Origin of the sequence: Pseudomonas alkylphenolica (assembly GCF_016009175.1) — a bacterium.
GTDB lineage: Bacteria > Pseudomonadota > Gammaproteobacteria > Pseudomonadales > Pseudomonadaceae > Aquipseudomonas > Aquipseudomonas alkylphenolica_B.
This window is the reverse complement of record NZ_JADUCM010000005.1, coordinates 180,724-195,184: the sequence shown is the minus strand read 5'-3', so window position 1 is coordinate 195,184 and position 14,461 is coordinate 180,724. Positions and strand designations below refer to the sequence as shown.

General features: G+C 62.2%; 14 protein-coding genes and 1 riboswitch. Of the genes, 8 read left to right on the top strand and 6 right to left on the bottom strand.

Going from position 1 to position 14,461, the window contains the following annotated elements:
• Positions 1 to 14 precede the first annotated feature (14 nt).
• From I5S59_RS07850 to I5S59_RS07835, 4 genes are read right to left on the bottom strand one after another with little or no spacing between them, the layout of a single operon-like run.
• Entirely contained in the window at positions 15 to 977 is a 963-nt protein-coding gene (locus I5S59_RS07850) for a metal ABC transporter ATPase (RefSeq protein WP_197876122.1), read from the bottom strand.
• Between the two features lie 47 nt (positions 978 to 1,024).
• The gene (locus tag I5S59_RS07845) at positions 1,025 to 1,834 is read right to left on the bottom strand and encodes an aldo/keto reductase (protein WP_197876121.1); all 810 of its coding nucleotides are present in this window, start codon (positions 1,832 to 1,834) and stop codon (positions 1,025 to 1,027) included.
• Positions 1,831 to 3,006 carry an FAD-dependent oxidoreductase gene (locus I5S59_RS07840; protein ID WP_197876120.1) on the bottom strand — a complete coding sequence of 392 codons (1,176 nt, stop codon included), beginning with the start codon at positions 3,004 to 3,006 and terminating at the stop codon, positions 1,831 to 1,833. The genes I5S59_RS07845 and I5S59_RS07840 overlap by 4 nt, the downstream gene beginning before the upstream one ends.
• A gap of 53 nt (positions 3,007 to 3,059) precedes the next feature.
• A complete protein-coding gene (locus I5S59_RS07835; RefSeq protein ID WP_128321579.1) occupies positions 3,060 to 3,392 on the bottom strand; it encodes a DMT family transporter in 333 nt (110 codons plus the stop codon).
• An 87-nt stretch (positions 3,393 to 3,479) separates the two neighbouring features.
• On the opposite strand from I5S59_RS07835, the gene I5S59_RS07830 reads away from it, so the two are divergent.
• Together I5S59_RS07830 and waaA are read left to right on the top strand one after the other, a co-directional pair.
• Positions 3,480 to 4,370, top strand: coding sequence for a LysR family transcriptional regulator (locus I5S59_RS07830; protein WP_197876119.1), 891 nt, complete (start codon positions 3,480 to 3,482; stop codon positions 4,368 to 4,370).
• A gap of 14 nt (positions 4,371 to 4,384) precedes the next feature.
• A complete protein-coding gene (gene waaA, locus I5S59_RS07825; protein ID WP_197876118.1) occupies positions 4,385 to 5,656 on the top strand; it encodes a lipid IV(A) 3-deoxy-D-manno-octulosonic acid transferase in 1,272 nt (423 codons plus the stop codon).
• 97 nt (positions 5,657 to 5,753) lie between these two features.
• Here waaA and I5S59_RS07820 read toward each other — a convergent pair whose 3' ends face one another.
• Positions 5,754 to 7,184 (bottom strand): TolC family outer membrane protein, encoded by a 1,431-nt coding sequence (locus tag I5S59_RS07820; protein WP_197876117.1) that lies wholly within the window; start codon positions 7,182 to 7,184, stop codon positions 5,754 to 5,756.
• 142 nt (positions 7,185 to 7,326) lie between these two features.
• A riboswitch (TPP riboswitch) is annotated at positions 7,327 to 7,431 on the top strand.
• 158 nt (positions 7,432 to 7,589) lie between these two features.
• On the opposite strand from I5S59_RS07820, the gene thiC reads away from it, so the two are divergent.
• Together thiC and cytX are read left to right on the top strand one after the other, a co-directional pair.
• Positions 7,590 to 9,476, top strand: a complete 1,887-nt coding sequence (gene thiC / locus I5S59_RS07815) for a phosphomethylpyrimidine synthase ThiC (protein ID WP_197876116.1) — start codon at positions 7,590 to 7,592, stop codon at positions 9,474 to 9,476.
• A gap of 94 nt (positions 9,477 to 9,570) precedes the next feature.
• Positions 9,571 to 10,863, top strand: a complete 1,293-nt coding sequence (cytX, locus tag I5S59_RS07810; RefSeq protein ID WP_197876115.1) for a putative hydroxymethylpyrimidine transporter CytX — start codon at positions 9,571 to 9,573, stop codon at positions 10,861 to 10,863.
• On the opposite strand, the gene I5S59_RS07805 is transcribed toward cytX, so the two are convergent.
• On the bottom strand, positions 10,832 to 11,578 hold the full coding sequence (locus I5S59_RS07805; RefSeq protein WP_197876114.1) for an RsiV family protein: 747 nt from the start codon (positions 11,576 to 11,578) through the stop codon (positions 10,832 to 10,834). The genes cytX and I5S59_RS07805 overlap by 32 nt on opposite strands.
• 184 nt (positions 11,579 to 11,762) lie before the next feature.
• Here I5S59_RS07805 and I5S59_RS07800 point away from each other — a divergent pair, with 184 nt between their 5' ends.
• The 4 genes from I5S59_RS07800 (at position 11,763) to I5S59_RS07785 (ending at position 14,434) form a co-directional block, all read left to right on the top strand.
• The gene (locus I5S59_RS07800) at positions 11,763 to 12,380 is read left to right on the top strand and encodes an NUDIX domain-containing protein (protein WP_197876113.1); all 618 of its coding nucleotides are present in this window, start codon (positions 11,763 to 11,765) and stop codon (positions 12,378 to 12,380) included.
• Positions 12,371 to 12,823 (top strand): DUF1249 domain-containing protein, encoded by a 453-nt coding sequence (locus I5S59_RS07795; protein WP_038615250.1) that lies wholly within the window; start codon positions 12,371 to 12,373, stop codon positions 12,821 to 12,823. The genes I5S59_RS07800 and I5S59_RS07795 overlap by 10 nt, the downstream gene beginning before the upstream one ends.
• Positions 12,824 to 12,907: 84 nt before the next feature.
• Positions 12,908 to 13,723 carry a 3',5'-cyclic-AMP phosphodiesterase gene (gene cpdA / locus I5S59_RS07790; RefSeq protein WP_197876112.1) on the top strand — a complete coding sequence of 272 codons (816 nt, stop codon included), beginning with the start codon at positions 12,908 to 12,910 and terminating at the stop codon, positions 13,721 to 13,723.
• 102 nt (positions 13,724 to 13,825) lie between these two features.
• A complete protein-coding gene (locus tag I5S59_RS07785) occupies positions 13,826 to 14,434 on the top strand; it encodes a YqiA/YcfP family alpha/beta fold hydrolase (protein ID WP_197876111.1) in 609 nt (202 codons plus the stop codon).
• Positions 14,435 to 14,461 lie beyond the last annotated feature (27 nt).

The window sequence follows — 14,461 nt, the reverse complement described above, 5'->3', positions numbered from 1 at the left end:
GCCCCTGTTTCGCCCTACTTGTGCACGCCGCCCCGCGCCATCTGGAGCAGTGCTCGTGCCTTGCCCGTCAATTGCCGTAACCGGGTGTCCGGCTTCGGCGCCGCCAGCCCCTGTTGATTGACCCAATCCTTCCAGCGAATCCGCTCGTCCCTGACCAGCCAGCCTTCTTGCCGGGCGAAGCTCTCCGCCAGGTACAGGCCGCGTGTACTTGCGGGCACCAGTTGATCCTTTTTCAGGGTGTACAACTCGGCCTTTGGATGGCCGTCTACCAAGGGCATCAGGTAGAGGTCGGGTCGACTGCGATTGAGCCGGGCCACCAGTTGCTGCCCTTCAAGACGCTCATCGACATGAAACAGGCTCAGGGATTTGGCTTCGCGCGGTACCTGCAAACGCAAGTCATAAATCAGTTGCAGCGACGCTGTCGGCAGGTGCACATAGGCCCGTGGTCGCTCCAGCAACTGCAGGTTGGCACAGTGCACCGGCCTTGCCGCGCCAGACTGTGGCGTGAGGACGAAGGGCAGTGATTCACGGTAGTGCAGGGCGTCGGCATAGGGCGCTGGTAGCCAGGTTTCATTGAAGCGCCCACCCAGCCAGCCTTCGGGGGTTTCCAGCAGGCACTCTTCGGCGACCTCCTGAATGGCGGTGTGCAGCGGCAGGTTGAGCTCCTGGGCAGGGACATAGCCGGAAATCAGCTTCAACACGACATCACCACGGTCTTGCCGGCGCTGGCGCACCAGCACCCAGTAATCGCGGTTTTGCCAATGCAGGGTCAGGCGTACTGACACGCCCAGGTTCGCCAGTTCGACGGCAAAGCGCTGGCTGTCGGCCAGGTGAATCTGCTTGCGACGTTGCTGGGTCTGGGCAAAGTTCAACGGCATGCCAATGCTTTGATAGCACAGCCCCTCGGGGCTGGCCTCAACATGCAATGGCAGGGTTTTGAAGTTGCTCGGATTCTTGCGGATAAGCGTTCGCGGCATGTCGGCTCCTTCTTGCGTTGGGGTCGGCCGCAACGGCGGCGTTGGCGTCAGCTACTCAATACATCGGCAACGATGGCCACATTATGGGCCAGATGTACCGGGTTGATGGTACCGACGATAGCACTGCTTACACCGGGATGAACAAACAGCAGCTCGAAGCTGGCCCGCACGGGGTCCACGCCTGGGCTCAGGCAGACATGGCCGCTGGCCAGTGCCTTTTTCACCAGGATCGCCTTGCCATGGTCGGCGGCATAATCGATCACCGGGCGTTCCGCCTGCTCGTTCAGATTGTAGGTGACCATGGCGCAATCGCCGCGCTCCAGTGCCTTCAATCCACCGGCTGCGGTTTTTCCGGAAAAGCCGAAGCCGGCAATCTTGCCTTCCTGCTTCAGGGCCTCCAGGGTCTGGTAGACCTCCTCGTGTTCGAGGATATGCAGATCGTTGCCATCGGAGTGCACCAGCACCAGGTCGATGTGCTCGGTTTCCAGGCGCTTGAGGCTGCGCTCGATGGACAGCCGCGTGTGCGCAGCACTGAAATCGAAGTGTGACAGGCCGTTGTCGAACTCTTCGCCCACCTTGCTGACAATCACCCAGTGATCACGTTGGCCACGCAGCAGCGGGCCAAGGCGCTCTTCACTGCGGCCATAGGCGGGGGCAGTGTCGATCAGGTTGATACCCAGCTCACGTGCCTGGGACAGCAGCAGACGGGCCTGATCGTCATCCGGGATGGTGAAGCCATTGGGGTATTTGACGCCTTGATCGCGGCCCAGCTTCACCGTGCCCAGGCCCAATGGCGAGACACGCAGGCCGGTGCTGCCCAGGGGGCGGTGCAGGTCGTGCAGGGTCGGCAGGGTCATGGCAGCAACTGCTCCCACACCGGCACGGCCAGGGGCGGCTTGGGTAGATCCAGCGGGACAGATTGAGCAGAAGGTTTGATACCGTCACGCTCAAGGCTTTTCAATACGCGGTCGGCAAAGTCGGGTGCCAGGGCCAGTTTGGTCGGCCAGCCGATCAGCAGGCGCTCATGTTCGGCGACAAAGGCATTGTCCGGGCGTACCAGGCCGGATTGCGCAGGCTCGGCACGGTCAACGCGTACCGTGGCCCAGCGTACCTGGCTCAGGTCGATCCAGGGCAGCAGGCTGGCGACTTCTTTTTTCGCCGCAGCAATTTGCGCTTCGGGTTCACGCGCCACGCCGTCCGCTTCGGCCAGATCGCCGCCCATGTACCAGACCCACTGGCCGTCGGCAGCGGGGTGGCTGGTGACAGTGATGCGCGGTTTCGGGCCACCGCCCAGGCAATGGGCGTACAGAGGCTTGAGGCTGGCACCCTTGGCCATGACCATATGCAGCGGTCGGCGCTGCATGGCCGGTTGGCTCAGGCCGATGGCGGCGAGCAACGCAGCATTGCCGGCACCAGCGCTGAGTACCATACGCTGGGCACGGATCTCGCGGCCGTCGACGCGCAGCCCCAGCAGTTCACCGGCCTCTTGCAGAGGTTCGATCTGCTCGCCCGCCAGCAGACTGTCGCCGGCGAGTTCGGCGAGACGGGACAGCAGGCTCGGGACGTCGACGACCAGTTCGGCCAGACGATAGACCTTGCCCTTGAAGCCGCGGTCCTGCAGGGCAGGCGGCAACTGATCGCCTTTGACCTGATCCACGCGCCCGCGCACGGCCTTGCTGGCGAAGAAGCTGGTCAGGTTGCCGGCCAGGGTGCCGGGCGACCACAGGTAATGGGCGTCGGACAACAGGCGCACACCACGCAGATCCAGCTCGCCATTACCCGCCAGGGCTTCGCTCCAGCGTCGTGGCATGTCGGCGATGGCTTCTGAGGCGCCGGTCAGGGCGCCGTGCAGGGCGTACTTGGCGCCGCCATGAATGATCCCTTGGGATTTGAGGGTCTGCTCGCCGCCAAGACTGGCGCGTTCCACCACAACCGTCGAATACCCCAGGCGACGCAGGCGAGCGTTGAGCCAGAGGCCTGCGACCCCTGCGCCGACAATCAGGACGTCGGTGGAAATAACGGATGGCATGCGTGCACCTCACAAGCTTGGACAGACGCCCAGTATACAGCCTGTGAGCAGGATCAATGGCCGGCGGTTTTCGAGAACACCTGGATCACCACCACGCCCCCGACAATCATGGCCATGCCGAGTATCGCCGGGGTGTCGAGTTTCTGCCCGTAGATCACCAGGGCGGCGACGCTGATCAGCACGATACCCAGCCCGGACCAGATGGCATAGGCAATACCCACCGGAATGCTGCGCACCACCAGCGTCAGCATCCAGAACGCCACGGCATAGCCGCAAATCATCAGCAGCAGCGGCAATGGCGTGCTCAAGCCTTTGACGGCCTTCATCGAGGCGGTGGCAATGACTTCGGCGCAGATGGCGATAGCCAGGTAGGTGTAGGCATTCATGGGGGCGTTCCTCTGTTCTGGCTGGGCATTTTAGAGCAAGCCTGGATGGGGTAAAGTCATTACCTATCTTTATCGGAGATAGGTTGCATGGCCGAACAATGGAATCTTGAGCAGCTGCGCATGTTTGTAGCGGTGGCCGAGCAGCGCTCGTTTTCCGCCGTAGCCCGCGCTCAGCGCAAGGCCCAGTCAGCTGTGAGCAACGCCATCGCGCTGCTGGAGGCTGATTTGGGCGTCACCCTGTTCGAGCGTAGCAGTGGACGCCAGCCGCGTTTGACCGAGGCGGGAGCGGCGCTGCTTGAGGATGCCCGGGAGCTGTTGCGCCAGTGCGAGCGCCTGGACGGGCGGGCGTTGGCGTTGATGCGCGGCCAGGAAGCGCAGCTGCGTGTGGCGCAGGATGAGGCCATGCCCTATCAGCCGGTCATCGACAGCCTTGACGAGCTCGCCCAGCAGTTCCCGTTGCTGGAGGTTCAGCTGGCCAGTGGTGCCCAAGGGGATGTGGCGCGCAAGCTGGTCGAGCGACGTGCCGACCTGGGCTTGCTGTTTCACCACGAGCGCATGCCGCCAGCACTTGAGCGCCGTGCCCTGGGGCATGTGGAGATGGTCACGGTGTGTGCGGTCAACCACCCGTTGGCGCAGTTGGATCGGGTCAATCGCCAGCAGCTGGCCCGGCATCGGCAGTTGCTGATCGCTCCCCAGGAGAGTGGTTACCCTGGCGGTGAGCCGATCAGCCCGCAAATCTGGCGCGCCGACAGCTTCTACGCCATGGCCGAGTTGCTGATGCGGGGGTTGGGTTGGGCCTGGTTGCCCCGGCACGTGGTGCAGTACCCGACCTACCACGCGCAAATGGTCGAGCTGAGCAGTGAATGGACGCCGCCGGCACTGGTGGTGGAGTTGGTCTGGCGTCGGGATGAGCCCTTGGGGCCTGCCGCGCAGTGGTTGGCCGAACGCTTCGCAGTGCACTTGCGAGCGATTGGCTAGTACACTTCGGCGCCATGAACAGAACACTCTATACCTTGCTGTTTCACCTAGGCCTGCCGCTGGTTGCGCTGCGCCTGTTCCTGCGTTCGCGCAAGGCGCCGGCCTACGCGCAGCGCATTGGCGAACGCTTCGCCATGAGCCTGCCGGCCATGCGCAAGGGCGGCATCTGGGTGCATGCGGTGTCGGTAGGCGAGAGCATTGCTGCTGCGCCGATGATCCGGGCGCTGTTGCAGGCTTATCCACAGTTGCCGATCACCATCACCTGCATGACCCCGACGGGCTCGGAGCGAGTGCAGGCGATGTTCGCCGATGAGCCGCGCATCCAGCACTGCTATCTGCCCTATGACTTGCCGTGGGCAGCCGGGCGTTTTCTCGATCATGTGCAGCCTAAACTGGCGGTGATCATGGAAACCGAGCTGTGGCCGAACCATATCCACCAGTGCGCCAAGCGCGGTATTCCCGTGGCGCTGGCCAATGCGCGGCTGTCCGAGCGTTCGGCACGTGGTTATGCGCGTTTTGCCGGGTTGACCCGGCCGATGCTGGCCGAGATGAGCCTGATCGCGGTGCAGACCGAAACGGAAGCCGAGCGCTTCCGGCAACTAGGCGCGCGGCCTGAATGCGTGCAGGTCACTGGTTCGATCAAGTTCGACCTGCGCATTGATGAGCAACTGTTGCCGCGCGCTCGGGCCCTGCGTGAGCAGTGGCAAGCTGGGCAGCGGCCGGTATGGATAGCCGCCAGCACCCACGAGGGTGAGGACGAAGTGATTCTGGCGGCGCACCGCCAGTTGCTGGAACATCATGCCGACGCCTTGCTGATCCTGGTGCCGCGGCATCCGGAGCGCTTCAATTCGGTGTTCGAGTTGTGTTCGGCACAGTTCCCGACCATTCGCCGCTCCAGCGCTGCGTCGGTTGGGCCTGAGACGGCAGTGCTGCTCGGTGACACCATGGGCGAATTGCTGTTCCTGTATGCCTTGGCGGATATCGCCTTTGTCGGCGGCAGCCTGGTGCCCAATGGCGGGCACAACCTGCTGGAGCCGGCTGCCTTGTCATTGCCGGTGATCAGTGGCCCGCACCTGTTCAACTTCCTCGAGATCGCGGCGCTGCTGCGCGACGCCGGGGCGTTGCAGGAGGTCGACGATGCCCAGGGGCTGGCGGCAGAAATTCGCCGGTTGATCGAACTGCCGCAGGATGCGCGGCGCATGGGCGAAGCGGGGCGGGCGGTGATGAAAGCCAATCAGGGCGCGCTGCAGCGATTGCTGGAGGGCCTTGGCCGGTTAGTCCTGTAGGAGCGAGGCTTGCCCGCGAAGAACGATGGCGCGGTGTAGCAGATACACCGCGCGCAGGGTTCGCCGGCAAGTCGGAACGCCGCCCGCTGGCTCCTGCTTATGGCCGGGCGTCGAAGTTGGCCTTGGCTGCTGCCGCCAGGTCCGGTGGCAGGAAGTCCTTGTCCGGGTTGTAGTCGGGCTTCAGGTAGCGGCTGAGGTCGGTCAGGTCCTGAGGGCTCAAGGTGCCGGCGGCCTGCTTCAGGCGCAGGTTGTCGAGGATGTAGTCGTAGCGGGTGTTGTTGTAGTCGCGCACCGAGGTGTACAGCTGGCGCTGCGCGTCGAGTACGTCGACGATGTTGCGGGTACCGACTTGGTAGCCGATTTCGGTGGCTTCCAGGGCGCTCTGGTTGGAGATGATCGACTGCTTGCGGGCCGATACCTGCTCTACGTCGGTATTGACCGCACGGTGCAGGTTGCGAGTGTTTTCCACCACCTGGCGCCGCAGGCTTTCGCGCTGCTGCTCGGTCTGGTTCAGGCGCTGATAAGCCTCGCGCACTTGCGAGCTGATGAGGCCGCCGCTGTAGATCGGGATATTCAACTGCAGGCCGATGCTGGTCTGTTCCACATCACCGTGGATTGCCGGCCCTAGAGTAGGGTTGGTGAAGCCCAGGTTGTCATTGTCACCTTTCTGGTACTGCGCTACCGCATCAAGGGTGGGTGCGTGCCCGGCCTTGCGTTGGCGCAGGGTCTCCTCGGCGGCGTCGACGGCATAGTTGGTTGCCAGCAGGTTCAGGTTCTGTTTGCCTGCGGTCTCAACCCAGGCCTTGGCATCGTTGGGTGTTGGAACCTGAACCGGCAGGGTGTGACGGATGCCCTGAATCGAGCTGTAGAAACGGTTGGTCAGGGTGATCAAGGCTTCGAACGCATCATCGACCTGGCGTTGGGCGACGATCCGGTTGGCGCGAGCGGTGTCGTAGCTGGCCTGGGACTGCAGAACGTCGGTCTTGTCCGAGAGACCGACATCGAAGCGTTCGTTGGATTGGTCAAGCTGGCGTTTGAACGCTGCCTCCTCGGCCTTGGTCGATGCCAGGTTGTCCTGTGCGCGCAGCACGGCAAAGTAGTTTTCGGCACTTTGCAGGATCAGGTTCTGTTCAGTGGCAGACAGCTCCAGCGAAGCCTGTTCGTTGAATGCTTCAGCCGCTTGCAACTGGAACCAGCGGTCGGCACGGAATACCGGCTGGGCCAGGGTTGCACTCCATGAGTTGCCGCTGCGATTGATCGTGCTCGACGGTTCATCGAGTTTGCTTCGGGTGTTCTGCACCTGGGCACCGGCCGAGAGGTTCGGCAGCAGGCCCGCACGTGCCTGCGGCACCACTTCTTTTTGCGCGCCGTAGTTGGCGCGAGCCGCAGCCAGGTCAGCGTTGTTGTTCACCGCCTCCTGATAGACGCTGACCAGGTCGGTCTTCGCCGACTGGGGCGTTTCTGCTGCCCAGGCCATTCCGTTGGTAGCACAAGACACGGCAAGCGCCAGTGAAAGTTTGCGCAGCATAGGGCGATCCTTGAACAATTGAGTCTCTCTGAGCCGGTGAGTGTAGATGCGCAGACACTTTGCAACAATCTGCCATTTGCGCCATTTATCGTGCTTGTGTTTGTACTATTGGCATTGCAGGTGAGTCCAGTCTAGACTGGGCCCGTTCTTGTCGGGGTGCCTTGCGTTGAGGCTGAGATCGGATAATCCGGATCCCGTTGAACCTGATCAGGTTAGCGCCTGCGTAGGGAACAAGATTTCTCGCTTTCCCGGCGAGTCTCTTGTGCTATGTCCGGGATTGTCGAGTCAGCCATCAAAGCTGCAGGCATCACCGCGTATGTGGCACAGCACCGCTCCTGGTGCGTCCGTGCCTTTCAGGTTCTCCCCCGACATTCCACTGCTAGGAAGCCGTCTGGAGAGCCTGTGATGAGTAAACAAGAAAAATATACCAATCTGAGTGAGTCGGCCCAGGTCGATCAACAGTCCGTTCAGCCGTTTACCCGTTCGCGCAAGATTTATGTCGAAGGCTCGCGCCCCGATATCCGCGTTCCCATGCGTGAAATCAGCCTGGACGACACCCCGACCGATTTTGGCGGCGAGGCCAATGCGCCGGTGCTGGTTTATGACACGTCCGGGCCTTACACCGATCCTGCGGTGGTTATCGACGTGCGCAAAGGCCTGGGCGATGTTCGCTCTGCCTGGATCGACGCCCGTGGCGATACCGAGCGACTGGCCGGGCTGTCGTCGGACTTCGGCCAGCAACGCCTGGCCGATGCCGAGCTGACCAAGCTGCGCTTTGCCCACGTGCGCAATCCGCGCCGGGCCAAGGCCGGTGCCAACGTCAGCCAGATGCACTACGCCCGCCAGGGCATCATCACCGCCGAGATGGAATACGTTGCCATCCGCGAGAACATGAAGCTTCAGGAAGCGCGCGCAGCGGGCTTGCTCAACCAGCAGCACCCGGGCCACAGCTTCGGCGCCAGTATCCCCAAGGAAATCACCGCCGAGTTCGTGCGCGAGGAAATCGCCCGCGGCCGCGCGATCATTCCGGCCAACATCAACCATGTGGAGTTGGAGCCGATGATCATCGGCCGCAACTTCCTGGTGAAGATCAACGGCAATATCGGCAACAGCGCCCTGGGCTCGTCCATCGAAGAAGAAGTGGCCAAGTTGACCTGGGGTATTCGCTGGGGCTCCGACACGGTCATGGACCTGTCGACCGGCAAGCATATCCATGAAACCCGCGAATGGATCATCCGCAACTCGCCGGTACCGATCGGCACCGTGCCGATCTACCAGGCGCTGGAGAAGGTCAATGGCGTTGCCGAAGACCTGACCTGGGAGCTGTTTCGCGACACCCTGATCGAGCAGGCCGAACAGGGCGTGGATTACTTCACCATTCACGCCGGGGTACTGCTGCGTTATGTGCCGCTGACCGCCAAGCGCGTCACCGGCATTGTCAGCCGTGGTGGTTCGATCATGGCCAAGTGGTGCCTGGCGCACCACAAAGAGAACTTCCTTTACACCCACTTCGACGAAATCTGCGAAATCATGAAGGCCTACGACGTCAGCTTCTCGCTGGGCGATGGCCTGCGTCCGGGCTCGATTGCCGATGCCAACGACGCCGCGCAGTTCGGTGAACTGGAGACCCTTGGCGAGCTGACCAAGATTGCCTGGAAACACGATGTCCAGTGCATGATCGAAGGCCCTGGCCACGTGCCGATGCAACTGATCAAGGAGAACATGGACAAGCAGCTCGAGTGCTGCGACGAAGCGCCGTTCTACACCCTCGGCCCGCTCACTACCGACATCGCCCCGGGTTACGACCACATCACCTCCGGCATCGGTGCGGCGATGATTGGCTGGTTCGGGTGCGCCATGCTTTGCTACGTGACACCCAAGGAACACCTGGGCCTGCCGAACAAGGACGATGTGAAAACCGGCATCATTACCTACAAGATCGCCGCCCATGCGGCAGACCTTGCCAAGGGGCATCCAGGGGCGCAGATCCGCGATAACGCGTTGTCCAAGGCGCGGTTCGAGTTCCGCTGGGAAGACCAGTTCAATCTTGGCCTGGATCCGGACACTGCCCGTTCGTTCCATGACGAGACGTTGCCCAAGGACTCGGCCAAGGTTGCACACTTCTGCTCTATGTGCGGGCCGAAGTTCTGCTCGATGAAAATTACCCAGGAAGTGCGTGAGTACGCCGCCAATCAACGCATCGACGCCGTGGACGTGGCGGTCGAGGATGGCATGCGCGAGCAGGCCGAGCGGTTCCGCCAGGAAGGCAGCCAGTTGTACAAGAAGGTCTGATCGGGCCGGGCCGGCGCCTGCAAAACTGCAGGTGCTGGCGTGCCGGCGATAGCGCCTTGAAGAACAAAAACATCCTCCTGTCGAGACATTGCTCGTGAGTACACCCAGTCAGTTTTCCCCCGACCATCCGGTCACCAGCCAGCAGCGCGTCCTCAGCGGTCGCGACCTTTGCTCCCTGTGGTTCTCCCTCGGCATTGGCCTGATGGTCCTGCAGACCGGTGCCTTGCTCGGCCCGGGCCTGGGCCTGGCCAATGCGGTACTGGCGATCATCGTCGGTACCAGCGTCGGTGTGCTGCTGCTTGCGGCCGTCGGCGTCATCGGCAGTGACACCGGCCTGTCGTCCATGGCCGCCCTGCGTCGCAGCCTTGGCCGCGATGGTGCACGCCTGCCGGCGCTGCTCAACCTGTTGCAACTGATCGGCTGGGGTTCGTTCGAAATCATCGTCATGCGTGATGCCGCCAGCCTGCTGGGTGCGCGCGCTTTTGGCGAAGGCAGTGCGCTGACCAACCCTTTGCTCTGGACCCTGTGCTTTGGTGCCCTGGCAACGGCATTGGCGGTCAGCGGGCCGCTGACGTTCGTGCGCAAAATCCTGCGTAAATGGGGTATCTGGTTATTGCTGGGTGCCTGCCTGTGGCTGACCTGGAACCTGTTTGCCAAGGCCGATCTTGCTGCCCTGTGGGCGCGTGCCGGTGACGGCTCGATGTCGTTGGCCGTGGGGATCGATATTGCGATTGCCATGCCGTTGTCGTGGCTGCCGCTGATTGCCGACTATTCGCGGTTCAGCCGTCATGCCAGCCGGGTATTCGTCGGTACGGCGCTGGGCTATTTCGTTGGCAACGTGTGGATGATGAGCCTGGGTGTGGCTTATACCCTGGCCTTTGCGCCGGCTGGTGAGGTCAATACCTTGCTGCTGGCATTGGCTGGTGCCGGTCTTGGCATTCCGTTGTTGTTAATCTTGCTCGACGAATCGGAAAAGGCATTTGCCGATATCCATTCGGCAGCGGTTTCCACCGGGCTTTTAGTGCGCCTGAAAGTCGAGCACCTGGCCTTGGTCATTGGTGTGCTGTGCACCTTGATCGCCTGTTTCGCACCGTTGGCCCAGTACCAGAATTTCCTGCTGCTGATCGGCTCGGTGTTCGCACCGCTGTTCGGCGTGGTGCTGGTTGACCACTTCGTCGTGCGTCGCCGTCGCAGCGACACCAGCCCGATCCACAGCCTGCACTGGCGCGCGCTGGTGGCCTGGGCCTGCGGGGTGGCCACTTACCACCTGCTGGCCCATTATGCCGCCGATCTCGGTTCGACCCTGCCGGCATTGCTACTGGCAGGATGCGTGTACTGGGCGGCAGCGCCGTCTGTCAGCCGCGGCCGGGAAACAACTCCGGCTTGATCACACCGTTCAGGCGCGGGTAGGGGATCTTCAGTTCGATGTGGCCCATGGAGTAAGGGGCGATGGCATACACTTCGTATTTGAGGATCACCGCGCCATAGGTCAGGGCAATGTGCGGGGTCTGGCGGAACGGCCAGGTTTTGACGAACTCGGCGTCCTTGTCCATGCCGGTGCTGATCAGCCAGCCCTTGTGGGCCTCTTCGGCGGTCTTCCAGAAGGTCGCCTCCTGGCCCGGCACCAACATGTCCTGCAGCGTCAGTACCTTGTCCTGCTGGCGCGAGTAGTTGATGAAACCGCGACCGGGCATGCCGTGGGCGCCACCGGTGTCCAGGTAGCTGGATAACTCGATGATCACCAGTCCGTCATGCTGCTCGCGTACCTTTGCTTGCAGGTAGCTGCTGTTGCGCGGTTGCGCCGAGGCCATGAACTGGTCTTCGTAGGCCTTGAGCGAACCAGGCAGTGGTGTGCGCTCATTATCCTGGGTCATTTGCAGCAGACGTTTCTCGACGATCGTGTCCAGTTTCGGGTTGGCCGGGAAGTGGATGGTGTCGATATTGACCAGCGGGCAATCAGCCGTATTGCATCCGGGCTTGATGTGCTCCCAACGATCGCGCTTGACCTCCAGTGGCGTGCGCATGTTGGGCTGGAACAGGCTTTGACAGGCGCCCAGGGCCAGGGCCAGCACGGCCACGGTAGTCAGTTTCACAAGCGTCATGATGATCCTTGTAAGGCTAAGGTAATCGGGCTTGGACCGTCGGCAAGGCCTTCAGTTCGCCACTAAGCTGAATATCAGCAGGCTGCCTATCCTCGCAGCCCGGCCGGCAACTTTAAAGGGGTGAAACACGGCGGTACGCAGGTTAGGATGGCGCGATGCGCAACACGAGGTAATGAGGATTCCCATGTCAGACACGCTGAACACTGTGCCCAAGGACGTCGAAATCGTCGAACGGGTGAACTGCTTCAAGGGCTTTTACCAGCTCGACAGGGTGCGCTTGCGCCATGAACTGTTCGCCGGTGGCATGGGCCGTGAAATCAGTCGCGAACTGTTCGTGCGCCACGATGCCGTGTGCGTGCTGCCCTATGACCCGCAACGCGACGAAGTGGTGCTGATCGAGCAGTTTCGCGTCGGCGCCTTGGGCAAGGTCGACAACCCCTGGCTGATCGAGCTGGTCGCCGGTCTGATCGACAAGGACGAACAGCCGGAAGAAGTTGCACACCGTGAAGCCGTGGAGGAAGCTGGGCTTACGTTCAGTGCGCTGTGGCCCATGACCCGGTACTTCCCGTCACCTGGCGGCAGCGATGAACTGGTGCACCTCTACCTGGGGCGTTGCAGCAGCATCGGGGCGGGCGGCCTGCATGGTCTGGAGGAAGAGGGCGAGGACATTCGCGTCAAGGTCTGGGCGTTCGAGGATGCGCTGCAGGCCGTGCGCGACGGCGTTATTGCCAATGCGGCAACCATTATTGCCTTGCAGTGGTTGGCCTTGAACCGGGATGAAGTCAGGGGGCTATGGTCGTGAATCTGTTGCGCGAACGCTACCGGGTTGATCTGGTCGGGTTGCAGGCAGCCTGCGAGGCGAACTACGCGCGTTTGATGCGCCTGTTGCCCGACATGCGCAGCACCATGAGTTCGCGTCGCATCGGCATGACCCAGGGTGACCAGATGCTCGGCGTGCTGGTGCTTGATGTGGTGCTCGCCTGTCCTTACACCACCACCTTGCGTGTGCGCCAGGAACACAGCCTGCCCTGGTTGCCGGTGCCGCAGCTGGAAGTGCAGGTCTATCACGATGCGCGCATGGCCGAGGTGGTCAGTGCCGAGCACGCCCGGCGGTTTCGCAGCATCTACCCGTACCCGAACGCCGCCATGCACCAGCCTGACGAGAAAGCCCAGCTCAACCTGTTCCTGGGCGAATGGCTCAGCCATTGCCTGGCCTGTGGCCACGAACTGGCGGCAGTTCGCTGAAATGTGATGCCAGTCGTTTTCGAGTATTTGCTCCAACACCACTAGCCGCCATAATCGTGCTGAATCCGTACAAGGAGTCGGCCCTTGCCGCAACAATCGATCACTCCCGCTGATGCTCCGGTGCACCTGGTGCAACTGACCGACAGCCACCTGTTTGCCGACCCGCAAGGCACACTGCTCGGCATGAACACCCGTGACAGTCTGCAACGGGTCATTGACAAGGTGGTCGAGGAACAGCCGCGCATTGACCTGTTGCTGGCCACTGGAGACTTGTCTCAGGACGGCACCGAGCATTCCTACCGCAGCTTTCGTGACCTCACTGCACGTTTGGGGGCGCCGGCCCGCTGGCTGGCCGGCAACCACGACGAGCCGCTGCCGATGGAGCAGGTGGCGCAGGGCAGCGGGCTGCTCGATCCGCAGGTCGATATCGGCAACTGGCGCATCCTGATGCTCAATTCTGCCGTGCCGGGCGCCGTGCCCGGGGTGTTGGACGACCGGCAGCTCGAACTGCTCACGCGCTCACTCGACGAAGCGCCGGAGCGTCATCACCTGATTTGCTTCCACCACCAGCCTGTTGCCATCGGCTGCGCCTGGATGGCGCCGATCGGCCTGCGCAACGCCGACGTGCTGTTTGACCGGCTCAAGGGTTATCCACAGGTACGGGCGTTGCTGTGGGGGCACATTCACCAGGAATGGGACCAGGTGCGCGATGGCGTGCGCTTGCTGGCTTCGCCCTCCACCTGCATCCAGTTCGAGCCGCGCAGCGAGGATTTCAAGGTAGGCGAACAGGCCCCTGGCTATCGCTGGCTGCGTTTGCATACGGACGGCGCGATCGAGACCGGCGTCTCACGGGTAACCGGCTTCGAATTCACCGTTGATTACGCCGGTGATGGCTATTAAGTGTTGCTGAATGGGTGAAACCGCTCCATCTGTCGGCGAACAGGCTAAAATGCGCACTTTTCTACGTGGCAGCGCCGGGTAACCCAGGCGCAGGGGGGCGGTATGTCAGGGTCGATTCTCTATATTCACGGGTTCAATAGCGCGCCGTCATCCACCAAGGCCTGCCAGCTGGTCGCGGTGATGCAGCAGATCGGCCTGGCCGAGCGTTTGCGGGTACCGGCCCTGCACCACCACCCGCGCCAGGCCATGACCCAGCTCGAAGCGGCCATCGCCGAGCTCGAATCGCCATTACTGGTCGGCAGCTCGCTCGGCGGCTACTATGCCACCCACCTGGCCGAGCGCCACGGACTCAAGGCGCTGCTGATCAACCCGGCGGTCAACCCGCACCGCATGTTCGATGGTTACCTGGGTACCCAGCAGAACCACTACACCGGTGAAACCTGGGAACTGACCCTGGACCATGTCAACGCCCTGGCCGAACTTGAGGTGGCGCCGCCGCAAGATGGCGAGCGCTATCAAGTCTGGCTGCAAACCGCCGATGAGACCCTGGACTACCGCCAGGCCGAGCAGTTCTACCGGACCTGCGCCTTGCGCATCCAGGCCGGAGGCGATCACAGCTTCCAGGGCTTCGCCGAACGCCTGCCCGCCCTGCTGAGCTTTGCCGGTATTGCCCCGCAGCAGTACCAATCGCTCGATTTTTCTGTATTTTGATGACTTATTTTTACCCACGACTGACGA

What these genes read in the sequence shown, in the direction of transcription:
- I5S59_RS07850 (WP_197876122.1), bottom strand. Translation starts at nt 977, where the DNA reads ATGCCGCGAACGCTTATCCGCAAGAATCCGAGCAACTTCAAAACCCTG.
- I5S59_RS07845 (WP_197876121.1), bottom strand. Translation starts at nt 1,834, where the DNA reads ATGACCCTGCCGACCCTGCACGACCTGCACCGCCCCCTGGGCAGCACC.
- I5S59_RS07840 (WP_197876120.1), bottom strand. Translation starts at nt 3,006, where the DNA reads ATGCCATCCGTTATTTCCACCGACGTCCTGATTGTCGGCGCAGGGGTC.
- I5S59_RS07835 (WP_128321579.1), bottom strand. Translation starts at nt 3,392, where the DNA reads ATGAATGCCTACACCTACCTGGCTATCGCCATCTGCGCCGAAGTCATT.
- I5S59_RS07830 (WP_197876119.1), top strand. Translation starts at nt 3,480, where the DNA reads ATGGCCGAACAATGGAATCTTGAGCAGCTGCGCATGTTTGTAGCGGTG.
- waaA (WP_197876118.1), top strand. Translation starts at nt 4,385, where the DNA reads ATGAACAGAACACTCTATACCTTGCTGTTTCACCTAGGCCTGCCGCTG.
- I5S59_RS07820 (WP_197876117.1), bottom strand. Translation starts at nt 7,184, where the DNA reads ATGCTGCGCAAACTTTCACTGGCGCTTGCCGTGTCTTGTGCTACCAAC.
- thiC (WP_197876116.1), top strand. Translation starts at nt 7,590, where the DNA reads ATGAGTAAACAAGAAAAATATACCAATCTGAGTGAGTCGGCCCAGGTC.
- I5S59_RS07805 (WP_197876114.1), bottom strand. Translation starts at nt 11,578, where the DNA reads ATGACGCTTGTGAAACTGACTACCGTGGCCGTGCTGGCCCTGGCCCTG.
- I5S59_RS07800 (WP_197876113.1), top strand. Translation starts at nt 11,763, where the DNA reads ATGTCAGACACGCTGAACACTGTGCCCAAGGACGTCGAAATCGTCGAA.
- I5S59_RS07795 (WP_038615250.1), top strand. Translation starts at nt 12,371, where the DNA reads ATGGTCGTGAATCTGTTGCGCGAACGCTACCGGGTTGATCTGGTCGGG.
- I5S59_RS07785 (WP_197876111.1), top strand. Translation starts at nt 13,826, where the DNA reads ATGTCAGGGTCGATTCTCTATATTCACGGGTTCAATAGCGCGCCGTCA.